The 17,620-nt window shown below is 60.8% G+C and carries 16 protein-coding genes and 1 tRNA gene; 11 read left to right on the forward strand and 6 right to left on the reverse strand.

Annotated features, from left to right (window positions below):
* Positions 1-148 precede the first annotated feature (148 nt).
* From HX855_RS23745 to HX855_RS23755, 3 genes are all read left to right on the forward strand, one after another.
* Positions 149-225, forward strand: a tRNA-Met gene (locus tag HX855_RS23745).
* A gap of 280 nt (positions 226-505) precedes the next feature.
* A complete protein-coding gene (gene mprF / locus HX855_RS23750; protein WP_177084840.1) occupies positions 506-3,148 on the forward strand; it encodes a bifunctional lysylphosphatidylglycerol flippase/synthetase MprF in 2,643 nt (880 codons plus the stop codon).
* Positions 3,148-4,434: a virulence factor family protein gene (locus HX855_RS23755; RefSeq protein WP_177084838.1), complete on the forward strand. Its 1,287-nt coding sequence runs from the start codon at positions 3,148-3,150 to the stop codon at positions 4,432-4,434. The genes mprF and HX855_RS23755 overlap by 1 nt, the downstream gene beginning before the upstream one ends.
* A gap of 54 nt (positions 4,435-4,488) precedes the next feature.
* On the opposite strand, the gene HX855_RS23760 is transcribed toward HX855_RS23755, so the two are convergent.
* Positions 4,489-6,390: a potassium transporter Kup gene (locus HX855_RS23760; protein WP_177084836.1), complete on the reverse strand. Its 1,902-nt coding sequence runs from the start codon at positions 6,388-6,390 to the stop codon at positions 4,489-4,491.
* A gap of 301 nt (positions 6,391-6,691) precedes the next feature.
* Here HX855_RS23760 and rimO point away from each other — a divergent pair, with 301 nt between their 5' ends.
* From rimO to tsaA, 5 genes are all read left to right on the forward strand, one after another.
* Positions 6,692-8,032 carry a 30S ribosomal protein S12 methylthiotransferase RimO gene (rimO, locus tag HX855_RS23765; protein WP_218175800.1) on the forward strand — a complete coding sequence of 447 codons (1,341 nt, stop codon included), beginning with the start codon at positions 6,692-6,694 and terminating at the stop codon, positions 8,030-8,032.
* 102 nt (positions 8,033-8,134) lie between these two features.
* Positions 8,135-8,605 (forward strand): GNAT family N-acetyltransferase, encoded by a 471-nt coding sequence (locus tag HX855_RS23770; protein WP_177084834.1) that lies wholly within the window; start codon positions 8,135-8,137, stop codon positions 8,603-8,605.
* 187 nt (positions 8,606-8,792) lie between these two features.
* Entirely contained in the window at positions 8,793-9,503 is a 711-nt protein-coding gene (locus tag HX855_RS23775) for an rRNA pseudouridine synthase (protein ID WP_177084832.1), read from the forward strand.
* 76 nt (positions 9,504-9,579) lie between these two features.
* Positions 9,580-10,047, forward strand: coding sequence for a DUF1456 family protein (locus tag HX855_RS23780; RefSeq protein WP_177084830.1), 468 nt, complete (start codon positions 9,580-9,582; stop codon positions 10,045-10,047).
* On the forward strand, positions 10,044-10,739 hold the full coding sequence (gene tsaA / locus HX855_RS23785) for a tRNA (N6-threonylcarbamoyladenosine(37)-N6)-methyltransferase TrmO (protein WP_177084828.1): 696 nt from the start codon (positions 10,044-10,046) through the stop codon (positions 10,737-10,739). The genes HX855_RS23780 and tsaA overlap by 4 nt, the downstream gene beginning before the upstream one ends.
* A gap of 217 nt (positions 10,740-10,956) precedes the next feature.
* On the opposite strand, the gene fpr is transcribed toward tsaA, so the two are convergent.
* Positions 10,957-11,736, reverse strand: coding sequence for a ferredoxin-NADP reductase (gene fpr, locus HX855_RS23790; protein ID WP_003189055.1), 780 nt, complete (start codon positions 11,734-11,736; stop codon positions 10,957-10,959).
* Positions 11,737-11,860: 124 nt separating this feature from the next.
* Here fpr and HX855_RS23795 point away from each other — a divergent pair, with 124 nt between their 5' ends.
* Positions 11,861-12,787, forward strand: coding sequence for a LysR family transcriptional regulator (locus tag HX855_RS23795; RefSeq protein WP_003208633.1), 927 nt, complete (start codon positions 11,861-11,863; stop codon positions 12,785-12,787).
* On the opposite strand, the gene HX855_RS23800 is transcribed toward HX855_RS23795, so the two are convergent.
* From HX855_RS23800 to HX855_RS23810, 3 genes are all read right to left on the reverse strand, one after another.
* A complete protein-coding gene (locus HX855_RS23800; protein ID WP_003208635.1) occupies positions 12,784-13,146 on the reverse strand; it encodes a diacylglycerol kinase in 363 nt (120 codons plus the stop codon). The two genes, HX855_RS23795 and HX855_RS23800, sit on opposite strands and share 4 nt — an antisense overlap.
* Before the next feature lie 75 nt (positions 13,147-13,221).
* Positions 13,222-13,872: a response regulator transcription factor ErdR gene (erdR, locus tag HX855_RS23805; RefSeq protein WP_177084826.1), complete on the reverse strand. Its 651-nt coding sequence runs from the start codon at positions 13,870-13,872 to the stop codon at positions 13,222-13,224.
* Between the two features lie 254 nt (positions 13,873-14,126).
* The gene (locus tag HX855_RS23810; RefSeq protein WP_177084824.1) at positions 14,127-14,837 is read right to left on the reverse strand and encodes a tRNA-uridine aminocarboxypropyltransferase; all 711 of its coding nucleotides are present in this window, start codon (positions 14,835-14,837) and stop codon (positions 14,127-14,129) included.
* Positions 14,838-15,056: 219 nt separating this feature from the next.
* Here HX855_RS23810 and HX855_RS23815 point away from each other — a divergent pair, with 219 nt between their 5' ends.
* Entirely contained in the window at positions 15,057-15,497 is a 441-nt protein-coding gene (locus tag HX855_RS23815; RefSeq protein WP_177084870.1) for a PA3611 family quorum-sensing-regulated virulence factor, read from the forward strand.
* A 375-nt stretch (positions 15,498-15,872) separates the two neighbouring features.
* Entirely contained in the window at positions 15,873-16,982 is a 1,110-nt protein-coding gene (locus HX855_RS23820; protein WP_177084822.1) for a TIGR00730 family Rossman fold protein, read from the forward strand.
* A 164-nt stretch (positions 16,983-17,146) separates the two neighbouring features.
* Here HX855_RS23820 and recX read toward each other — a convergent pair whose 3' ends face one another.
* Entirely contained in the window at positions 17,147-17,614 is a 468-nt protein-coding gene (recX, locus tag HX855_RS23825) for a recombination regulator RecX (protein WP_076015386.1), read from the reverse strand.
* Positions 17,615-17,620: the final 6 nt, after the last annotated feature.

A 17,620-nucleotide genomic window follows, 5' to 3' on the forward strand; every position in this document is an offset into this window, starting at 1 on the left:
TCTTATTGATTGTCTGACAAAAAACCTTTCCCAATCGCGCACTTACCGCACGCGCATGACAATCCGAGGCTAATTCGCACTTATTTGACCCGTCGGCCGATTAACGGTTGACACCCTGCCGTTGCTCTGTAGAATGCCGCCACACAGACGCGGGATGGAGCAGTCTGGTAGCTCGTCGGGCTCATAACCCGAAGGTCGTCGGTTCAAATCCGGCTCCCGCAACCAAACATCAAAAAAGGCTGCTCGAAAGAGTGGCCTTTTTTGTATCTGACGAAAAAGTCCTTTTGAAACAATGGCATGGCATCTTTCATGAAACCGTACACGGTTTGTAGAGTCCATCTCATTGCAAGCTATGCTAAGTCTTCAAGCACTGTCCTTCTACGACCATTGGGCGCTGTCGCTGCACTGCGCGATACGCGTTAATATTTGTAATTATTTTGTCCATAGGGATTGGTAACTTGGCTGGATACCTCCATCCTGTCGCGCACAATCCACGAGGTGATTGATGCGCGCCAACTCGTCTGAACCACAAGACACTGTCACAGCGACACAACCGATCACTCCCACCCGTTTGCGCTGGCTGGATCTGTTGAGCAAATACCGCCAACCCATCGGGCTGGCCGTTACCTTGTTGCTGTTCGCAATCGCCCTTATTGCCTGTCGCCACCTGCTGCTTGAGCTGGACCTGTACGCGCTCCACGATTCGATCCTGGAAGTGCCCAAGCCCGCACTGCTGGGCGCATTCGGTGCCGCTGTCGCCGGCTTTATCATTTTGTTGGGTTATGAGTTTTCCGGCGCCCGCTATGCCGGCGTAAAACTGCCAGCCAAGACCCTGGCCTACGGCGGCTTCACCGCATTCGCCATCGGCAACGCCATTGGCCTGTCGATGCTCTCGGGCGGTTCGGTACGCTATCGTTTATATGCACGGTATGGCATCGGCGCCTCGGAAGTGGCCCGCATGACCGTATTCGCCAGCCTGGCCCTGGGCTGTGCCCTGCCGCCACTGGCTGCCCTGGCCACCCTGAGCAACCTGCCTGCTGCCTCCAACGCGCTGCATTTACCGGCCAGCCTGCTCGGTGGTATCGCAGGCGCGGTGCTGCTACTGACGGTTGCACTGTGCATCGGCATCTACCGCCGCCGCCTGCCGGAACAGCCCTACCCGGACAACCTGCTGGTCAAGGCCGGCCGCCGCACCCTGCGCCTGCCGGGTCGTCGCCTGACGTTCCTGCAACTGATCATCACCGCCCTCGACGTCGCCGCGGCCGCCACCGTGCTGTATATGCTGCTGCCGGAAGCGCCGCCATTCGGCCCGTTCCTGCTGGTGTACCTGCTGGCCCTGGCCGCCGGTGTACTCAGCCATGTACCGGGTGGCGTTGGCGTGTTCGAAGCGATCCTGCTGGCGGCCTTTGCCGACAAGCTTGGCGCCGCACCACTGGCCGCTGCGTTGCTGCTGTACCGCATGATCTATGTGGTGCTGCCGCTGTTGATCGCCTGCGTGTTCCTGCTGGTCAATGAAGCCCAGCGCCTGTTCCAGACACAACAAAGCCTGCGGGCGGCCTCCGGCCTCGCGGCACCGATCCTGGCCGTACTGGTTTTTTTGTCCGGCGTGGTCCTGCTGTTTTCCGGCGCAACCCCGGAAATCGACTCACGCCTGGAAAACATCGGCTTCCTGATTCCTCATCGCCTGATTGACGCTTCGCACTTTGGTGCCAGCCTGATCGGCGTGCTGTGCCTGCTATTGGCCCAGGGCCTGCGTCGCCGGTTGTCCGCCGCGTGGATGCTGACCATGGTGCTGCTGCTGACCGGCGCCCTGCTCTCGCTGCTCAAGGGTTTCGACTGGGAAGAAGCCAGCCTGATGACCATGACGGCAGTGCTGCTGGCGATCTTCCGGCGCTCGTTCTATCGTGCCAGCCGCCTGACCGAACTGCCGTTCTCGCCGCTGTACCTTGTCGCCAGCGTGTGCGTGCTGGGCGCGTCGATCTGGCTGCTGCTCTTCGCCTACCAGGACGTGCCCTACAGCCATCAGCTGTGGTGGCAGTTCACCCTCGACGCCAACGCCCCGCGCGGCCTGCGCTCCCTGCTGGGTGCTGCCGTGGTGCTGGTGGTGGTATCGCTGACCTGGCTGCTGCGCACCGCACGCCCGATCATTCACTTGCCGACACCCGACGAGCTGGAGCGTGCCACCAAGATCCTGATGAACTCGGCGCAACCCGATGGCGGCCTGGCGCTGACCGGCGACAAGGCGCTGCTGTTTCACCCCAACGACGAAGCGTTCCTGATGTACGCCCGTCGCGGCCGCAGCCTGGTGGCCTTGTATGACCCGATCGGCCCGACCCTGCAACGGGCCGAGATGATCTGGCAGTTCCGCGACCTGTGCGACATTCACCACGCCCGCCCGGTGTTCTACCAGGTGCGCGCGGAGAACCTGCCGTACTACATGGACATCGGCCTGACCGCGATCAAGCTGGGTGAAGAAGCCCGGGTCGACCTGAAACGCTTTGACCTGGAAGCCAAGGGCAAAGAGATGAAGGACCTGCGCTACACCTGGAACCGCGGGAGCCGCGATGGCCTGTCCCTGGAGATCCACGAACCCGGCCAGGCCCCGATGGAGGAGCTGAGGGTCATCTCCGACGCGTGGCTGACCGGCAAGAACGTGCGGGAAAAAGGTTTTTCCCTGGGACGATTCAGCGACGAGTACCTCAAGCACTTTCGCATTGCGATCATTCGCTTCGAAGGGCGCCCGGTCGCGTTTGCGAACCTGCTGGAGACCTACAGCCACGACCTGGCGAGTCTCGACCTGATGCGTGCGCACCCGGACGCGCCGAAGTTGACCATGGAATTCATGATGGTCGGCCTGATTCAACATTATAAGAACCATGGCTACGCCCGCTTCAGCCTCGGCATGGTGCCGTTGTCGGGCCTGCAACCACGACGTGGCGCCCCATTGACCCAGCGCCTGGGCTCGATGGTGTTCCGCCGTGGCGAGCAACTGTATAACTTCCAAGGCTTGCGCCGCTTCAAAGACAAGTTCCAGCCTGACTGGGAACCCCGTTACATGGCCGTGCCCGCAGGACTTGATCCGCTGGTGGCACTGGCCGATACCGCCGCCCTGATTGCGGGCGGCTTGACTGGATTGGTGAAACGCTGATGATTCGACGCTCCTGGCGGTATGTATTGGCCTTTGTAGTGCTGCTCGCCCTGGTGCTGGGTGGCGGCTATTGGTACTGGAACCGCCCTGCCCCACAGCCCACCCTGGAGCAATTGCCCCAGGCCGATGGCTCGGTCATGACTCGGGTAACACCGGGTACCACCCCCAAGGCCCGCGTAGCGGTGGCCGTGCTGGCCGACGAAACCCTGACCGACAGCCAACTGATCGCCCTCAGCCAAGGCGGCGCAGCGCAGATCGTGCAGGTGATCTTGCCCAAGGACGACTGCAAGCTGCAGGAACAAGCCCTGAAAGCGGCCCTGGGCCAGCTTACTGGCCCGCCGACCCTGGTCAGCGGCATCGGCCCTGGCGCGTCCCTCGCCTGGCGCTGGCTGGCCGCACAGAACGACGACAAGGCCAACGCCATCTCCGTCGGCTTCGCCCTGGCACAACCTGGCTGCAACGACCCGCTGCCGAAAACCTCGGCCCACGGCAGTTGGCTGGTGGCCTGGAACGATAACCCTGACGACGATGCCGCCAGCTTCGTACGCGATACGCCGCGCGCCACCACCAGCATCAGCGACTACGACGTTCACTACCCGCAAGTGCTGAACAACGAACTGCGCAAGCAACTGGTGGGTTCGGACAACGGCGGCCTGGCGATCCCGGTGGTCGAAGTGCCTGCTGGCCAGGCCAAGGACACCGTCACCCTGTTCCTCTCCGGTGACGGCGGCTGGCGTGACCTGGACCGCGACGTGGCCGGGGAAATGGCCAAGATCGGCTACCCGGTGGTCGGCATCGACACCCTGCGCTACTACTGGCAGCACAAGACCCCGGAACAAAGCGCCAAGGACCTCACCGAGCTGATGCAGCACTACCGGCAGAAGTGGGGCACCAAGCGTTTCGTGCTGACCGGCTACTCGTTCGGCGCCGACGTATTGCCGGCCATCTACAACCGCCTGCCGGAAAGCGAGCAGCAGCGTGTAGACGCAATCATCCTGCTGGCGTTCGCCCGCACCGGCAGCTTCGAGATCGAAGTGGAAGGCTGGTTGGGCAACGCGGGTAAAGAAGCCGCTACCGGCCCGGAAATGGCCAAGCTGCCACCGGCCAAAGTGGTGTGCATCTACGGTGCCGAAGAAACCGACGAGAGCGGCTGCACCGAGAAGACGGCCGTTGGCGAAGCCGTGAAGCTGCCTGGCGGCCATCACTTCGACGAGAACTACCCGGCGCTGGCCAAGCGTTTGGTGGACATCATCGATAAGCGCCAGGGCAAGACCCCGGCCGAGTAAGCGCCCACAAAAAAGCCCCCGCTGCCGTAAGGCACCGGGGGCTTTTTGTTGGGCTTACATTTCTACCTGGGTTCCCAGCTCGATCACCCGGTTAACCGGCAGCTTGAAGAAGCGCAGGTTGCCGTTGGCGTTCTTGAGCATGAAGGCGAACAACCCTTCACGCCAGCGCGCCATGCCCTTGATGCGGGAAGCGATCACGGTTTCACGACTGAGGAAGTAGGTGGTGCGCATCGGGCTGAAGTCCAGGTCATCCAGATGGCACAGCTTCAGCGCCTCGGGCACGTCCGGCTCATCGGTAAAGCCGAAGTGCAGGATCACGCGGAAGAAGCCTTCGCCGTAGGCATCCACCTCGAAGCGGCGTGAGACAGGCACACGCGGAATGTCTTCATAGACCACCGTCAACAGCACCACCTGCTCGTGCAACACCTGGTTGTGCAGCAGGTTGTGCAACAGCGCGTGGGGCACGGCGTCGGGCCGCGCGGTGAGAAACACTGCCGTACCCTGCACACGATGGGGCGGCTGCACGCGGATACTGCTGATAAAGATCGGCAACGGCAGGCCACCCTCGTCGAGGCGGTCCACCAGCAACTGCTTGCCGCGCTTCCACGTGGTCATCAGCACGAACAGCACAATCCCCGCGAGTACCGGGAAAGCACCGCCCTGGACGATCTTCGGCACGTTGGCCGCGAAGTAAAGCCCGTCCACCAACAGGCAGCAGACCAATACCGGCACCGCCAGTATCGGTGGCCATTTCCACAGCAGCAGCATCACCGCCGACACCAGGATGGTGGTCATCAGCATGGTGCCGGTGACCGCGACGCCGTAGGCCGACGCCAGTGCGTTGGACGACTCAAAGCCCAACACCAACAGGATCACACCGACCATCAGCGACCAATTCACCGCGCCGATGTAGATCTGGCCCTGCTCGGCGCTGGAGGTGTGCTGGATATGCATGCGCGGAATGTAACCGAGCTGGATGGCTTGGCGAGTCAGGGAGAACGCACCGGAGATGACTGCCTGGGACGCGATCACCGTGGCCAGTGTGGACAACACCACCAGCGGGATCAGTGCCCAGCTCGGCGCCAGCAAGTAGAACGGGTTACGCGCGGCTTCAGGATCGCCGAGCAGCAAGGCGCCCTGCCCGAAATAATTGAGTACCAGCGCCGGCAACACCAGGATGAACCAGGCGCGGGCAATGGGTTTACGGCCGAAGTGGCCCATGTCGGCGTACAGCGCCTCGGCACCGGTCAACGCCAGCACCACGGCGCCAAGGATGGCCACACCAATGCCCGGGTGAGCCTGGAAGAAGCGCACGCCCCACATCGGGTTCATGGCGTTGAGTACTTCCGGATGCTGGGTGATGCCATACACGCCGAGGCCGCCCAGCACCAGGAACCAGGTGACCATCACCGGCCCGAACAACTTGCCGATGCGGTCGGTGCCGTGTTTCTGGATCAGGAACAGGGCCACCAGCACAACCAGGGCCACCGGCACGACCCATTTTTCCAGGCCATCGAACGCCAGCTCCAGGCCTTCCACCGCCGATAACACGGAAATCGCCGGGGTGATCATGCTGTCGCCGTAGAACAGCGCCGCGCCGCACAGGCCACACACCACCAGGAAACTGCGCAATCGCTTGCGCTCCCCCGCCGCCCGGCGCGCCAACGCGGTCAAGGCCATGATGCCGCCTTCGCCCTGGTTATCGGCACGCAGCACGAACAGCATGTATTTGATCGATACCACCCAGATCAGCGACCAAAAGATCAGCGCCAGGATCCCGAGCACGCCGTCATGGTTGACCTGAACCCCATAACCGCCAGTAAACACCTCTTTAAGGGTGTAGAGCGGGCTGGTGCCGATATCGCCGTAAACCACCCCCACTGCCGCCACCAGCATGCCGATCGGCTTTGCATTGGAATGCTCGGCACCTGCCGCCTGACTACTTGCCTGACCCATCAACCACTCCTGCCCTTTGACCTGCGGTCTTTTATAAACAGCGCGCCTGCTGCGGACGCCTATGCTGTCCACAGCATGCGCCGTTTTACTTCTCGTTACAGACGATTTATTGACCGAGGAAATTCACTCAGGTGCAACGGCGCGAAGCATAGCGCAGCACTCGTCGTATTTCCCTGCATAAAGCTGGTCAAGAGCGATTCCCGTCGATAGAATTGCGCACTTTTTGATCAGAGGCACGCTAAGTGCCCGTCCGCCGCCTTTCGTGCACGACTGGCGGCGTCATTCAATACCGAGGTTAGACATGTCCACCACCATCGCAAAAGCCAACCCCAAGGTCGGCTTTGTATCCCTGGGTTGCCCAAAGGCCCTGGTCGACTCCGAACGCATCCTTACGCAACTGCGCATGGAAGGCTATGACGTCGTGTCCACCTACCAGGACGCAGACGTGGTGGTGGTCAACACCTGTGGCTTCATCGACTCCGCCAAGGCCGAGTCCCTGGAAGTGATCGGCGAAGCCATCAAGGAAAACGGCAAGGTGATCGTCACCGGTTGCATGGGCGTGGAAGAAGGCAACATCCGCAAGGTGCACCCGAGCGTGCTGGCCGTGACCGGCCCGCAGCAGTACGAGCAGGTGGTCAACGCCGTGCACCAAGTGGTGCCGCCGCGCCAGGACCACAACCCGCTGATCGACCTGGTGCCGCCACAAGGCATCAAGCTGACCCCGCGCCACTACGCGTACCTGAAGATTTCCGAAGGCTGCAACCACAGCTGCAGCTTCTGCATCATCCCGTCGATGCGCGGCAAGCTGGTGAGCCGCCCGGTGGGCGACGTCCTGGACGAGGCCCAGCGCCTGGTCAAATCCGGCGTGAAAGAGCTGCTGGTGATCTCCCAGGACACCAGCGCCTATGGTGTCGACGTCAAATACCGCACCGGCTTCTGGAACGGCGCGCCGGTGAAAACCCGCATGACCGAACTCTGCGAAGCCCTGAGCAGCCTCGGCGTATGGGTGCGCCTGCACTACGTTTACCCGTACCCGCACGTTGACGAGCTGATCCCGCTGATGGCCGCCGGCAAGATCCTGCCGTACCTGGACATCCCGTTCCAGCACGCCAGCCCGAAAATCCTCAAGGCCATGAAACGCCCGGCCTTCGAAGACAAGACCCTGGCGCGCATCAAGAACTGGCGCGAGATCTGCCCGGACCTGATCATCCGTTCCACCTTTATCGTCGGCTTCCCGGGCGAGACCGAAGAGGACTTCCAGTACCTGCTGGACTGGCTGACCGAGGCCCAACTGGACCGCGTCGGCTGCTTCCAGTACTCGCCGGTGGAAGGTGCTCCGGCCAACCTGCTGGACGCTGCCATTGTTCCGGACGACGTCAAGCAGGACCGTTGGGAGCGTTTCATGGCGCACCAACAGGCGATCAGCTCGGCGCGCCTGCAACTGCGCATCGGCCGGGAGATCGAAGTACTGATCGACGAAGTCGACGAACAAGGCGCTGTGGGCCGTTGCTTCTTCGACGCACCGGAAATCGACGGTAACGTATTCATCGACGATGCCAGCGGCCTGAAGCCGGGCGACAAGGTCTGGTGCACCGTGACCGACGCCGACGAGTACGACCTGTGGGCTGAAAAGCGTGCATAAGATGTAAAGAATTGAAAAAGCCCTGCCTCTGGACAAGATGCGGGGCTTTTTTAGGTCTATCGTTTTGCCCATCACCGTTAATCAAGGCGAAGGGCAGCGGTCATGCGTCAGCATTCGGTTATCCATACACCCAAATCCAGCGACTATCAGGAACTCACCCGTATCTGGGAGGCTTCAGTGCGGGCCACCCATGACTTCCTGCCGGACAGCTACATCGAATTGCTGAAAACCCTGGTGCTGACCCGCTACCTCGACGCGGTGATGCTGATCTGCACCAAGGACTCACGCCAGCGCATCACCGGGTTTGCCGGGGTGGCGGCGGGCAAGGTCGAGATGCTGTTTATCGACCCCGCGCACCGTGGCCAGGGTTTGGGCCGGCAATTGCTGCGCTACGCCATCGAGTCCATGAATGCCGACCAACTGGACGTCAACGAACAGAACCCGCAGGCCCTGGGCTTTTACTTCAAGCAGGGCTTTGAGGTGATCGGACGCACGGAGCACGACGGTATGGGGCAGCCTTATCCGTTGCTGCATATGCGCCTGAAACAGATCCAACACGCACGCCGTGGCTGACACAACACGGATCAAATGTGGGAGCTGGCTTGCCTGCGATGCGGGCGACTGGCTTTTTCAGGTAAACCGCGTTGACGCCATCGCAGGCAAGCCAGCTCCCACAAAAAGCCCCAGCGGCAAAATGGAGCCGGGATTAACCGGCGCCACACAGGTACAATAGCCGCCCCCTTTTGTTTCGGCCCTTGTCATGACTGAACCCCTACGCCTCTCCAAACGCCTCATCGAACTGGTCGGTTGCTCCCGTCGGGAGGCTGAGCTGTTCATCGAAGGCGGCTGGGTCACGGTGGATGGCGAAGTGATCGACGAGCCGCAGTTCAAGGTCACCACCCAGAAGGTCGAGCTTGACCCTGAGGCCAAGGCCACAGCGCCGGAGCCGGTGACCATCCTGTTCCACGCGCCTGCCGGTGTGGATACCGAGACGGCCATGGCGTCAATCAGCGCCGAGACCCTGTCGGAAGAACACCGCTTCAGCAAGCGCCCGCTCAAAGGCCACTTCCTGCGCCTGACCGCCAGCAGCGACCTGCAAGCCAAGGCCAGCGGCCTGCTGGTGTTCACCCAGGACTGGAAGATTTTGCGCAAGCTGACCGCTGATGTGAACAAGATCGAACAGGAATACGTGGTGGAGGTGTCCGGCGACATGGTCGCGCACGGCCTGAACCGCCTCAACCACGGCCTGACCTACAAAGGTAAGGAGTTGCCAGCGGTGAAAGCCAGCTGGCAGAACGAGAACCGCCTGCGCTTTGCGTTGAAAAACCCGCAACCGGGTGTGATTGCCTTGTTCTGCGAAGCCGTTGGCCTGAAAGTCGTCGCCATTCGACGCATCCGCATCGGCGGAGTGTCCATCGGCAAAGTGCCGGTAGGCCAATGGCGCTATCTGTCCGGTAAAGAAAAGTTCTAAGACTTTTTTCGCCGCCGAATCTCTCGATACCGCCTGCCTGGGCGGTGTCCACAGTTGAATGACCAGGATTGCCCACATGATTCACAACGACGTACTGCGCAGCGTGCGCTACATGCTCGACATCAGCGACAACAAGATGGTCGAGATCACCAAGCTCGGCGGCATGGACGTCACCAAGGACGACCTGCTGACCTACCTCAAGAAAGACGAGGAAGAAGGCTTCGTGTTCTGCCCGGATGAAGTCATGGCGCATTTCCTCGATGGCCTGGTGATCTTCAAGCGCGGCAAGGACGAGAGCCGTCCACCCCAGCCGATCGACCTGCCGGTGACCAACAACATCGTCCTGAAAAAACTGCGCGTGGCCTTCGAACTGAAGGAAGACGACATGCACGCCATCCTCAAGGCTTCCGAGTTCCCGGTGTCCAAGCCGGAACTGAGCGCGCTGTTCCGCAAGTTCGGCCACACCAACTACCGCACCTGCGGTGACCAGTTGCTGCGCAACTTCCTCAAGGGCCTGACCCTGCGCGTTCGCGTAAGCCCGTGACCTACAGCGTCTCGCCCATCGGCTTTGTGCGCTCCTGTTTCAAGGAGAAGTTCGCCATCCCGCGCCAGCCACAACTGGCGCCCGCCGCCCGTGGCGTGCTGGAACTGGTGGCACCGTTCGATCAGGGTGAGGCCGTGCAAGGTCTGGAGCAGGTCAGCCATGTGTGGCTGCTGTTCCTGTTCCACCAGGCGCTGGAAGACAAGCCACGGCTGAAAGTGCGCCCGCCTCGCCTGGGGGGCAACACGTCCATGGGCGTGTTTGCCACCCGCGCAACACACCGGCCCAACGGGATTGGCCAGTCGGTGGTCAAGCTGGACAAGGTGGAAGACGGCCGCCTGTGGATATCCGGCATCGACCTGCTGGATGGCACGCCAATCCTCGACATCAAGCCGTACGTGCCGTACGCGGACATCGTTGACACCGCCACCAACCGCATCGCCAGCGCCGCGCCAGCGCTGATCCCCGTGCAATGGCTGAAGACTGCGCTGCTACAGGCAGAGGGCCATGCTCAGCGCCTTGGGGAGCCATTGGTGGCGTTGATCGAGCAATGTTTGGCGCAGGACCCACGGCCTGCGTACCAGACCCCAGGGCCGGAGCGGGAGTACGGGGCACAGTTCTGGGATGTGGATGTGCGCTGGCACTATCCCGAGGCCGGGATGATTTGTGTGCTGGAAGTGATTGCCGCCAAGTAAATCCCGGAAACGAAAAAGCCCGCGCTGCCTGTGAAGGCAACGCGGGCTTTTTAGTCGCACCAAAGTCATGTGGCGAGGGAGCTTGCTCCCGTTGGGCTGCGCAGCGGCCCCAAAACCTGCCCCCCCATTTTATCTGGAACAACCAGGTGGCCTCGCCGGGACCGCTTCGCAGTCCAACGGGAGCGAGCTCCCTCGCCACAAAAGCAAATCGGTTCCCTTATTTCTCGACGAACGCACGCTCGATCAGGTAGTCGCCCGGCTCACGCATGCGCGGGGAAACCTTCAGACCAAAGCTGTTCAGCACTTCGCTGGTTTCATCCAGCATGCTCGGGCTGCCGCACAGCATGGCACGGTCGTCTTCAGGATTGATCGGCGGCAGGCCGATGTCGCTGAACAGCTTGCCGCTGCGCATCAGGTCGGTCAGGCGGCCTTCGTTTTCGAACGGCTCGCGGGTCACGGTCGGGTAGTAGATCAACTTGTCACGCAGGGCCTCGCCGAAGAACTCGTTCTGCGGAAGGTGCTCGGTGATGAATTCGCGGTAGGCGACTTCGTTGACGTAACGCACGCCGTGGCACAGGATCACTTTTTCGAAACGCTCGTAGGTTTCCGGGTCCTGGATCACGCTCATAAAGGGCGCAAGGCCAGTACCGGTGCTGAGCAGGTACAGGTGTTTGCCAGGTTTCAAATCGTCAAGCACCAGGGTGCCCGTCGGTTTTTTGCTGATGATGATCTCGTCGCCTTCCTTCAAGTGCTGCAATTGGGAAGTCAGCGGGCCATCAGGCACCTTGATGCTGAAGAACTCCAGATGCTCTTCCCAGTTCGGGCTGGCAATGGAGTAAGCGCGCATGAGCGGGCGGCCATTAGGCTGTTGCAGGCCGATCATCACGAACTGACCGTTCTCGAAGCGCAGGCCCGGATCGCGGGTGCACTTGAAGCTGAACAGAGTGTCGTTCCAGTGATGAACACTGAGGACACGCTCGTGGTTCATGTTGCTCATGTACGGGGGACTCCTGGAAATGGGTCTGCGCCAACTGTTGGATGCGCAATTGCACAGCATTCTAATGGCGGCGACAATATCTGTTAACTGGATTATTAAGATAAGGGTTATCGGTTATATCGATATGCGATTTACTCTACGTCAACTGCAAGTCTTCGTCGCCGTCGCCCAGCAGGAAAGCGTCTCGCGCGCTGCTGGCCTTCTGGCCTTATCTCAATCCGCCGCCAGCACCTCGATTACCGAGCTGGAGCGCCAATCCAGCTGCCAATTATTCGACCGCGCCGGTAAACGCCTGAGCCTGAACGCCCTTGGCCACCAGCTATTACCCCAGGCGGTAGCGCTGCTGGACCAGGCCAAGGAGATCGAAGACCTGCTCAACGGCAAGTCCGGCTTCGGCTCCCTGGCGGTGGGCGCCACCCTGACCATCGGCAATTACCTGGCGACGCTGCTGATCGGCAGCTTCATGCAGCAGCATCCCGAGAGCCAGGTGAAGCTGCATGTGCAGAACACTGCGCATATCGTGCATCAGGTGGCGCACTACGAAATTGATCTGGGTCTAATCGAAGGCGACTGCAGCCACCCCGACATCGAGGTGCAAACCTGGGTGGAAGATGAGCTGGTGGTGTTCTGCGCGCCCCAGCATCACCTGGCCAAGCGCGGCCAGGCCACCATGGAAGAACTGACCCATGAGGCGTGGATCCTGCGGGAACAAGGCTCCGGCACACGCCTGACCTTTGACCAGGCCATGCGTCATCACCGCAGCGCGCTGAATATTCGCCTGGAGCTGGAGCACACCGAGGCGATTAAACGGGCAGTGGAATCAGGGTTGGGGATTGGCTGCATCTCCCGGCTGGCACTGCGCGACGCCTTCCGGCGTGGCAGCCTGGTACCAGTGGAAACACCGGACCTGGACCTGGCCCGGCAGTTCTACTTCATCTGGCACAAGCAGAAGTACCAGACTTCGGCGATGCGTGAGTTTCTTGAACTGTGCCGTTCCTTTACCGCCGGGGTGCAGCGCAGCGACGAGATCGTGCTGCCAACCATCGCTTAAATTAGGATAACGGCCCACACCAGGGTAATCATGGTCAGCGCGACGAATTGGGCGGCGCTGCCCATGTCCTTGGCGTTTTTCGACAAGGGATGCAGGTCCAGGGAAATCCGGTCAATCGCCGCCTCGACGGCCGAGTTGAGCAACTCAACGATCAATGCCAGCAGGCAGACTGCAATCAACAACGCCCGCTCCACCCGGCTGACATTCAGGAAGAAGCTCAGCGGGATCAGGATGACATTGAGCAACACCAACTGACGAAAAGCCGCCTCGCCGGTGAAAGCCGCACGCAGGCCATCCAGGGAATATCCCCCCGCGTTGAAGATACGTTTGATACCGGTTTGACCTTTGAAAGGCGACATAGAGTAGGCAACTGAGCAAAAAGGTGTGGGGAAACTAGAGTAAGCAAAGTCAAAAAAACGTGAATGAACAGCGTCTTAATGCTGCGAAATTGACTCAAGTTGTTGCAAGAGCAGCGCTGCCTGGGTCCGCGTTCGGACACCCAGCTTGCGGAAAATCGCCGTGACGTGAGCCTTGATGGTCGCTTCCGACACGCTCAACTCGTAGGCAATCTGCTTGTTCAGCAGGCCTTCGCAGACCATGGTCAACACGCGGAACTGCTGGGGCGTCAGGCTGGCCAGGCCATCACGGGCGGCCTTGGCTTCGTCGGAGACATTAATCTCTTCAAAGGCTTGCGGCGGCCAGGAGACATCGCCATCCAGCACTGTGCGCACGGCGTTCTGGATGTCTTCCATGGAGCTGGACTTGGGAATGAAGCCGCTGGCACCGAACTCCTTGGAGCGCACCACCACGGAGGCCTCTTCCTGCGCCGAGACCATCACCACCGGAATCTGCGGGTATTGCCCGCGCAGCAGCACCAGCCCGGAAAAACCATAGGCGCCGGGCATGTTCAGGTCCAGCAGGACCAGGTCCCAATCGGATTTTTCGGTGAGGCGGGTTTCCAGCTCGGCAATGCTGGCGACTTCGACGAGGCGTACATCCGGCCCCAGGCCCAGCGTGACCGCCTGGTGCAGCGCACTGCGAAACAGCGGGTGGTCATCGGCAATCAGGATTTCGTATGTGGCCATTTATTAAATGATCCTGTTTTTTATGGGGGCACCGATGGGTTCAGTGCCCGCCAACACGCAAGGTGGCTGCCAGGCCAGCAGTCACCCAAGGGCGCGCTCAACGTCAAAAAACGACGTATCCAATCTGTGACAGCGCCCCAATCGGCGCCAAGCATGCCCAGCGTAGCCTGGGTGGTCAAGCGCTACGCCCGTGGCTATTTTAGCGGGCTGCGCGTTTACGCGGCCATCATGCAAAGGTCGGCTGGCCATGACCCCTATAGATAAGGTGCAAGGCGAGTATGGACGATGTCGGCCGGGTCCAGGACCAACTGAAACTTGGCGGCCAGGTAATGGGTGCTGAACACGTCCAGATAGGCGTCCAGCACTTCGCTGGCGGCCAGGTCTTGCGCCAGTTCCAGGCACAGGGCCGCCACTTCGGCCGTGCAGAAGTGATCATCGCGCTTGGAGCGGCGCAGCTTGTAACGCGACAGTTGCTCCGGCGCCAGGCTCAGCACCGGCAGGTGCTCCAGGTACGGGCTCTTGCGGAACATCTTGCGCGCCTCGCTCCAGGTCCCGTCCAGCAGAATGAACAGCGGGCGCTTGCCCTCCTCCAGGCTGACCTGGTTAACCACCCGCTCCGGCGCCACAAACTCGCCGGGAAACACGATGTAGGGCTGCCATTGCGGGTCGGCCAGCAAGGCCAACAACGCCGGTTCAACCTCCGTTCGTGACCAGGGAAACGCAGTGGTGTCGTTGATCACATCGGCAATCAGCCAGCCGGTGTTGCTGGGTTTCATGGGCTCTACGTCATGCATCAACAAGCACATGCCGGATTTCGCCTCAACTTTGGGCCGCCACGCGCACAGGCAATACTCGGGAATCACCCTGCAGCCGGGGCAGCGCTCGGCACGCGAGCCCCGTGCAACAAACGGTTTTACGGCGCGCGCCAGGCGCTGGGTGCGCAAACGGGAGACGGCATGGCTCATCGGCGGCGCCGCAGGAACGTGGAAATCGACACGGATAGAACTCGGGAAGGCAAAAAGTTGCCGCAGTTTACCAGAGGCGCCCGTACCCACCTGCACTTCCCGGCAATACGCTGGCCGTAGTGGCCCGGGGTCACCTATAATCCCGCGCCACTGAACGCACAGCGCAGTGGCTGGTCTATGCACCAGTAACCGAATCAGGAGAGTTTCATGCTGCGTCTTATGCCACGCTTTATGCTGCGTGTTGTCGTTCCGTCCGTCGCCCTGGCGCTGGCCTTGCCTTTGGGTGCCCAGGCAGCCTCGCTGCTGGAGGCTCAACTGAACAAGAAGCTGCAGAGCGTCGCCCAAGAAAGCAACAAAGACCTGCCACGGGAAATTGACGAAAAAACCCTGGAAGTGGCCTACACCGTTGAAGGCTTGCAGCTGATTGACCATCTCAGCGTACAGCCAGACCGTGCAGAGCAAATGCGTGCCAACCCCAAGGCTGTGTACTTCCAGCTGGGGCAAAGCGTGTGCCTGAACAAGGGCTATCGCGAGCTGATGGCCAAAGGTGCCGTGATGCGCTACGAAATCACCGAGAACAAAACCAACCGCCCAGTGGCGTCGGTGAAGTTCCAGGAAGCCGACTGCCCGGCGCCGGCTGCCGCCAAAAAGAAAAAGTAAGCGATGCTCCCTGTCGCGCGCCGCTGATCAGCGGCGCGCACTATGCCCCTCTGAACCCTCCGGCCTCGCCCGCTCGCGGCAGCGTCTAAACTCCCTTACAAGTGATCAATAAGCGGTTGCCAGCCAAGACTTTATGGGCTCATGATCAATTCATCCGGAAAGCCCGGAACATTGGGTTTTCACACCGTTCTGTAACATTTTCAGGGCAAAAGAAGGTTGCCCTTCTGTGCGTGCAGTGCAAAGGTTTTTAAACATAAGGAATATACAGAACCGGTTTCGCCCACCTCGTTAATCAGAGGCAACGACACATGCAGTGTCGTGGTCCCGTCGAATTTCTCGCCGGCACCCAGGGTTCTGTGAAGAAGGAGAAGTTGAATGCCTTACGAACCGAATGAACTCCTGATCCGCCAATTTCAAGAAAACGGCACCGACCTCACGCAGCAGGTCGACGCGCTACTCAACCTGATTGCGCCCAGCAGCCCGAACATCCCCCTTTATCGCGACATGATCTTCACCGTGTTGCGCATGGCGCAAGACGACCGCAGCCGCTGGAACGCCAAGATCACCCTGCAAGCGATCCGGGAACTGGACCACGCTTTCCGCGTGCTGGAGCAGTTCAAGGGCCGACGTAAAGTCACGGTGTTCGGTTCGGCGCGTACACCGGTGGAGAGCCCACTGTACGCATTGGCCCGAGAAGTGGGCGCGGTCCTGGCCCGCTCGGACCTGATGGTGATTACCGGTGGCGGCGGCGGCATCATGGCGGCGGCCCACGAAGGGGCCGGCCTGCAACACAGCCTGGGGTTCAACATCACCCTGCCGTTTGAACAGCATGCCAACCCGACCATCGATGGCACCGAGAACCTGCTGTCCTTCCACTTCTTCTTTACCCGCAAGCTGTTCTTCGTCAAGGAAGCCGACGCCCTGATCTTGTGCCCGGGCGGCTTTGGCACGCTGGATGAAGCGCTGGAAGTGCTGACCCTGATCCAGACTGGCAAAAGCCCGCTGGTTCCAGTGGTACTGCTGGACGCACCGGGTGGCAGCTTCTGGCAAGGTGCCCTGGACTTTATCCGTAGCCAGCTTGAAGCCAATCGCTACATCCTGCCCACCGACCTCAAGTTGGTGCGCCTGGTATACAGCGCTGAAGCGGCGGTGGAAGAGATCAACCAGTTCTACGCCAACTTCCACTCCACTCGCTGGCTGAAGCGTCAGTTTGTGATTCGCATGCATCATCCGCTGAGTGACCGTGCGTTGGCCCACTTGCAGGAGGCGTTTGCCAGCCTGCGGCTGAGTGGGGAGTTCCAGCAAACGGCGTACGTTGGCGAGGAGCATGACGAGCCAAGCTTCAGCCACCTGACGCGGCTGGTGTTCAACTTCAATGGGCGCGACCAGGGGCGGCTGCGGGAGTTGGTGGACTACATCAACTTGCCGGAAAACTGGGCCCAGGCTCAGGGGAAAACGCAGCAGCGGGTGACGGAGACGGCGTGACCCTGAAACGCAAAAAAGGCCCGCTACTTTCGTAGCGGGCCTTTTGGGTTGTGTCAGGTAGGACGATGCGCAGGTTGGGGCCGCTGCGCAGCCCAGCGGGAGCAAGCTCCCTCGCCACACCAAGCCCCGTAATAATCAGAGCAACCATTTACCAGGCACAGCCTTCAGTCATCCATATCCCGACCGCTCAACAAGCGGCTGATCATCTCCATCGAGAATCCACGGTAACTCAGGAAGCGACCTTGCTTCGCCCGTTCCCGCGCATCAATGGGCAGATGACCGGCAAACTTGCGACGCCAGGTATCTTCCAATTGCGCCTGCCAACTGATGCCGGACTCACGCAAGGCAAGTTCGATATCAGCACGTTGCAGGCCACGTTGGCTCAGCTCTTCGCGAATTCGCGCAGGGCCATAGCCGGAACGGGCTCGGTAGGAAACAAAACTTTCGAGGTAACGGGATTCCGACAGCAGCCCTTCTTCCGTCAAGCGGTCGAGGGCTGCGTCGATCATCTCGGGATCTGCGCCGCGCTGACGCAGTTTACGCGTCAACTCGACTCGACCATGCTCGCGTCGTGCGAGCAGGTCCATTGCAGTGCGCCTTACGGCGACGGGTGTATCCAGTACAACGCTCATCGTTTG

This window comes from Pseudomonas sp. IPO3778, assembly GCF_013386825.1.
GTDB lineage: Bacteria > Pseudomonadota > Gammaproteobacteria > Pseudomonadales > Pseudomonadaceae > Aquipseudomonas.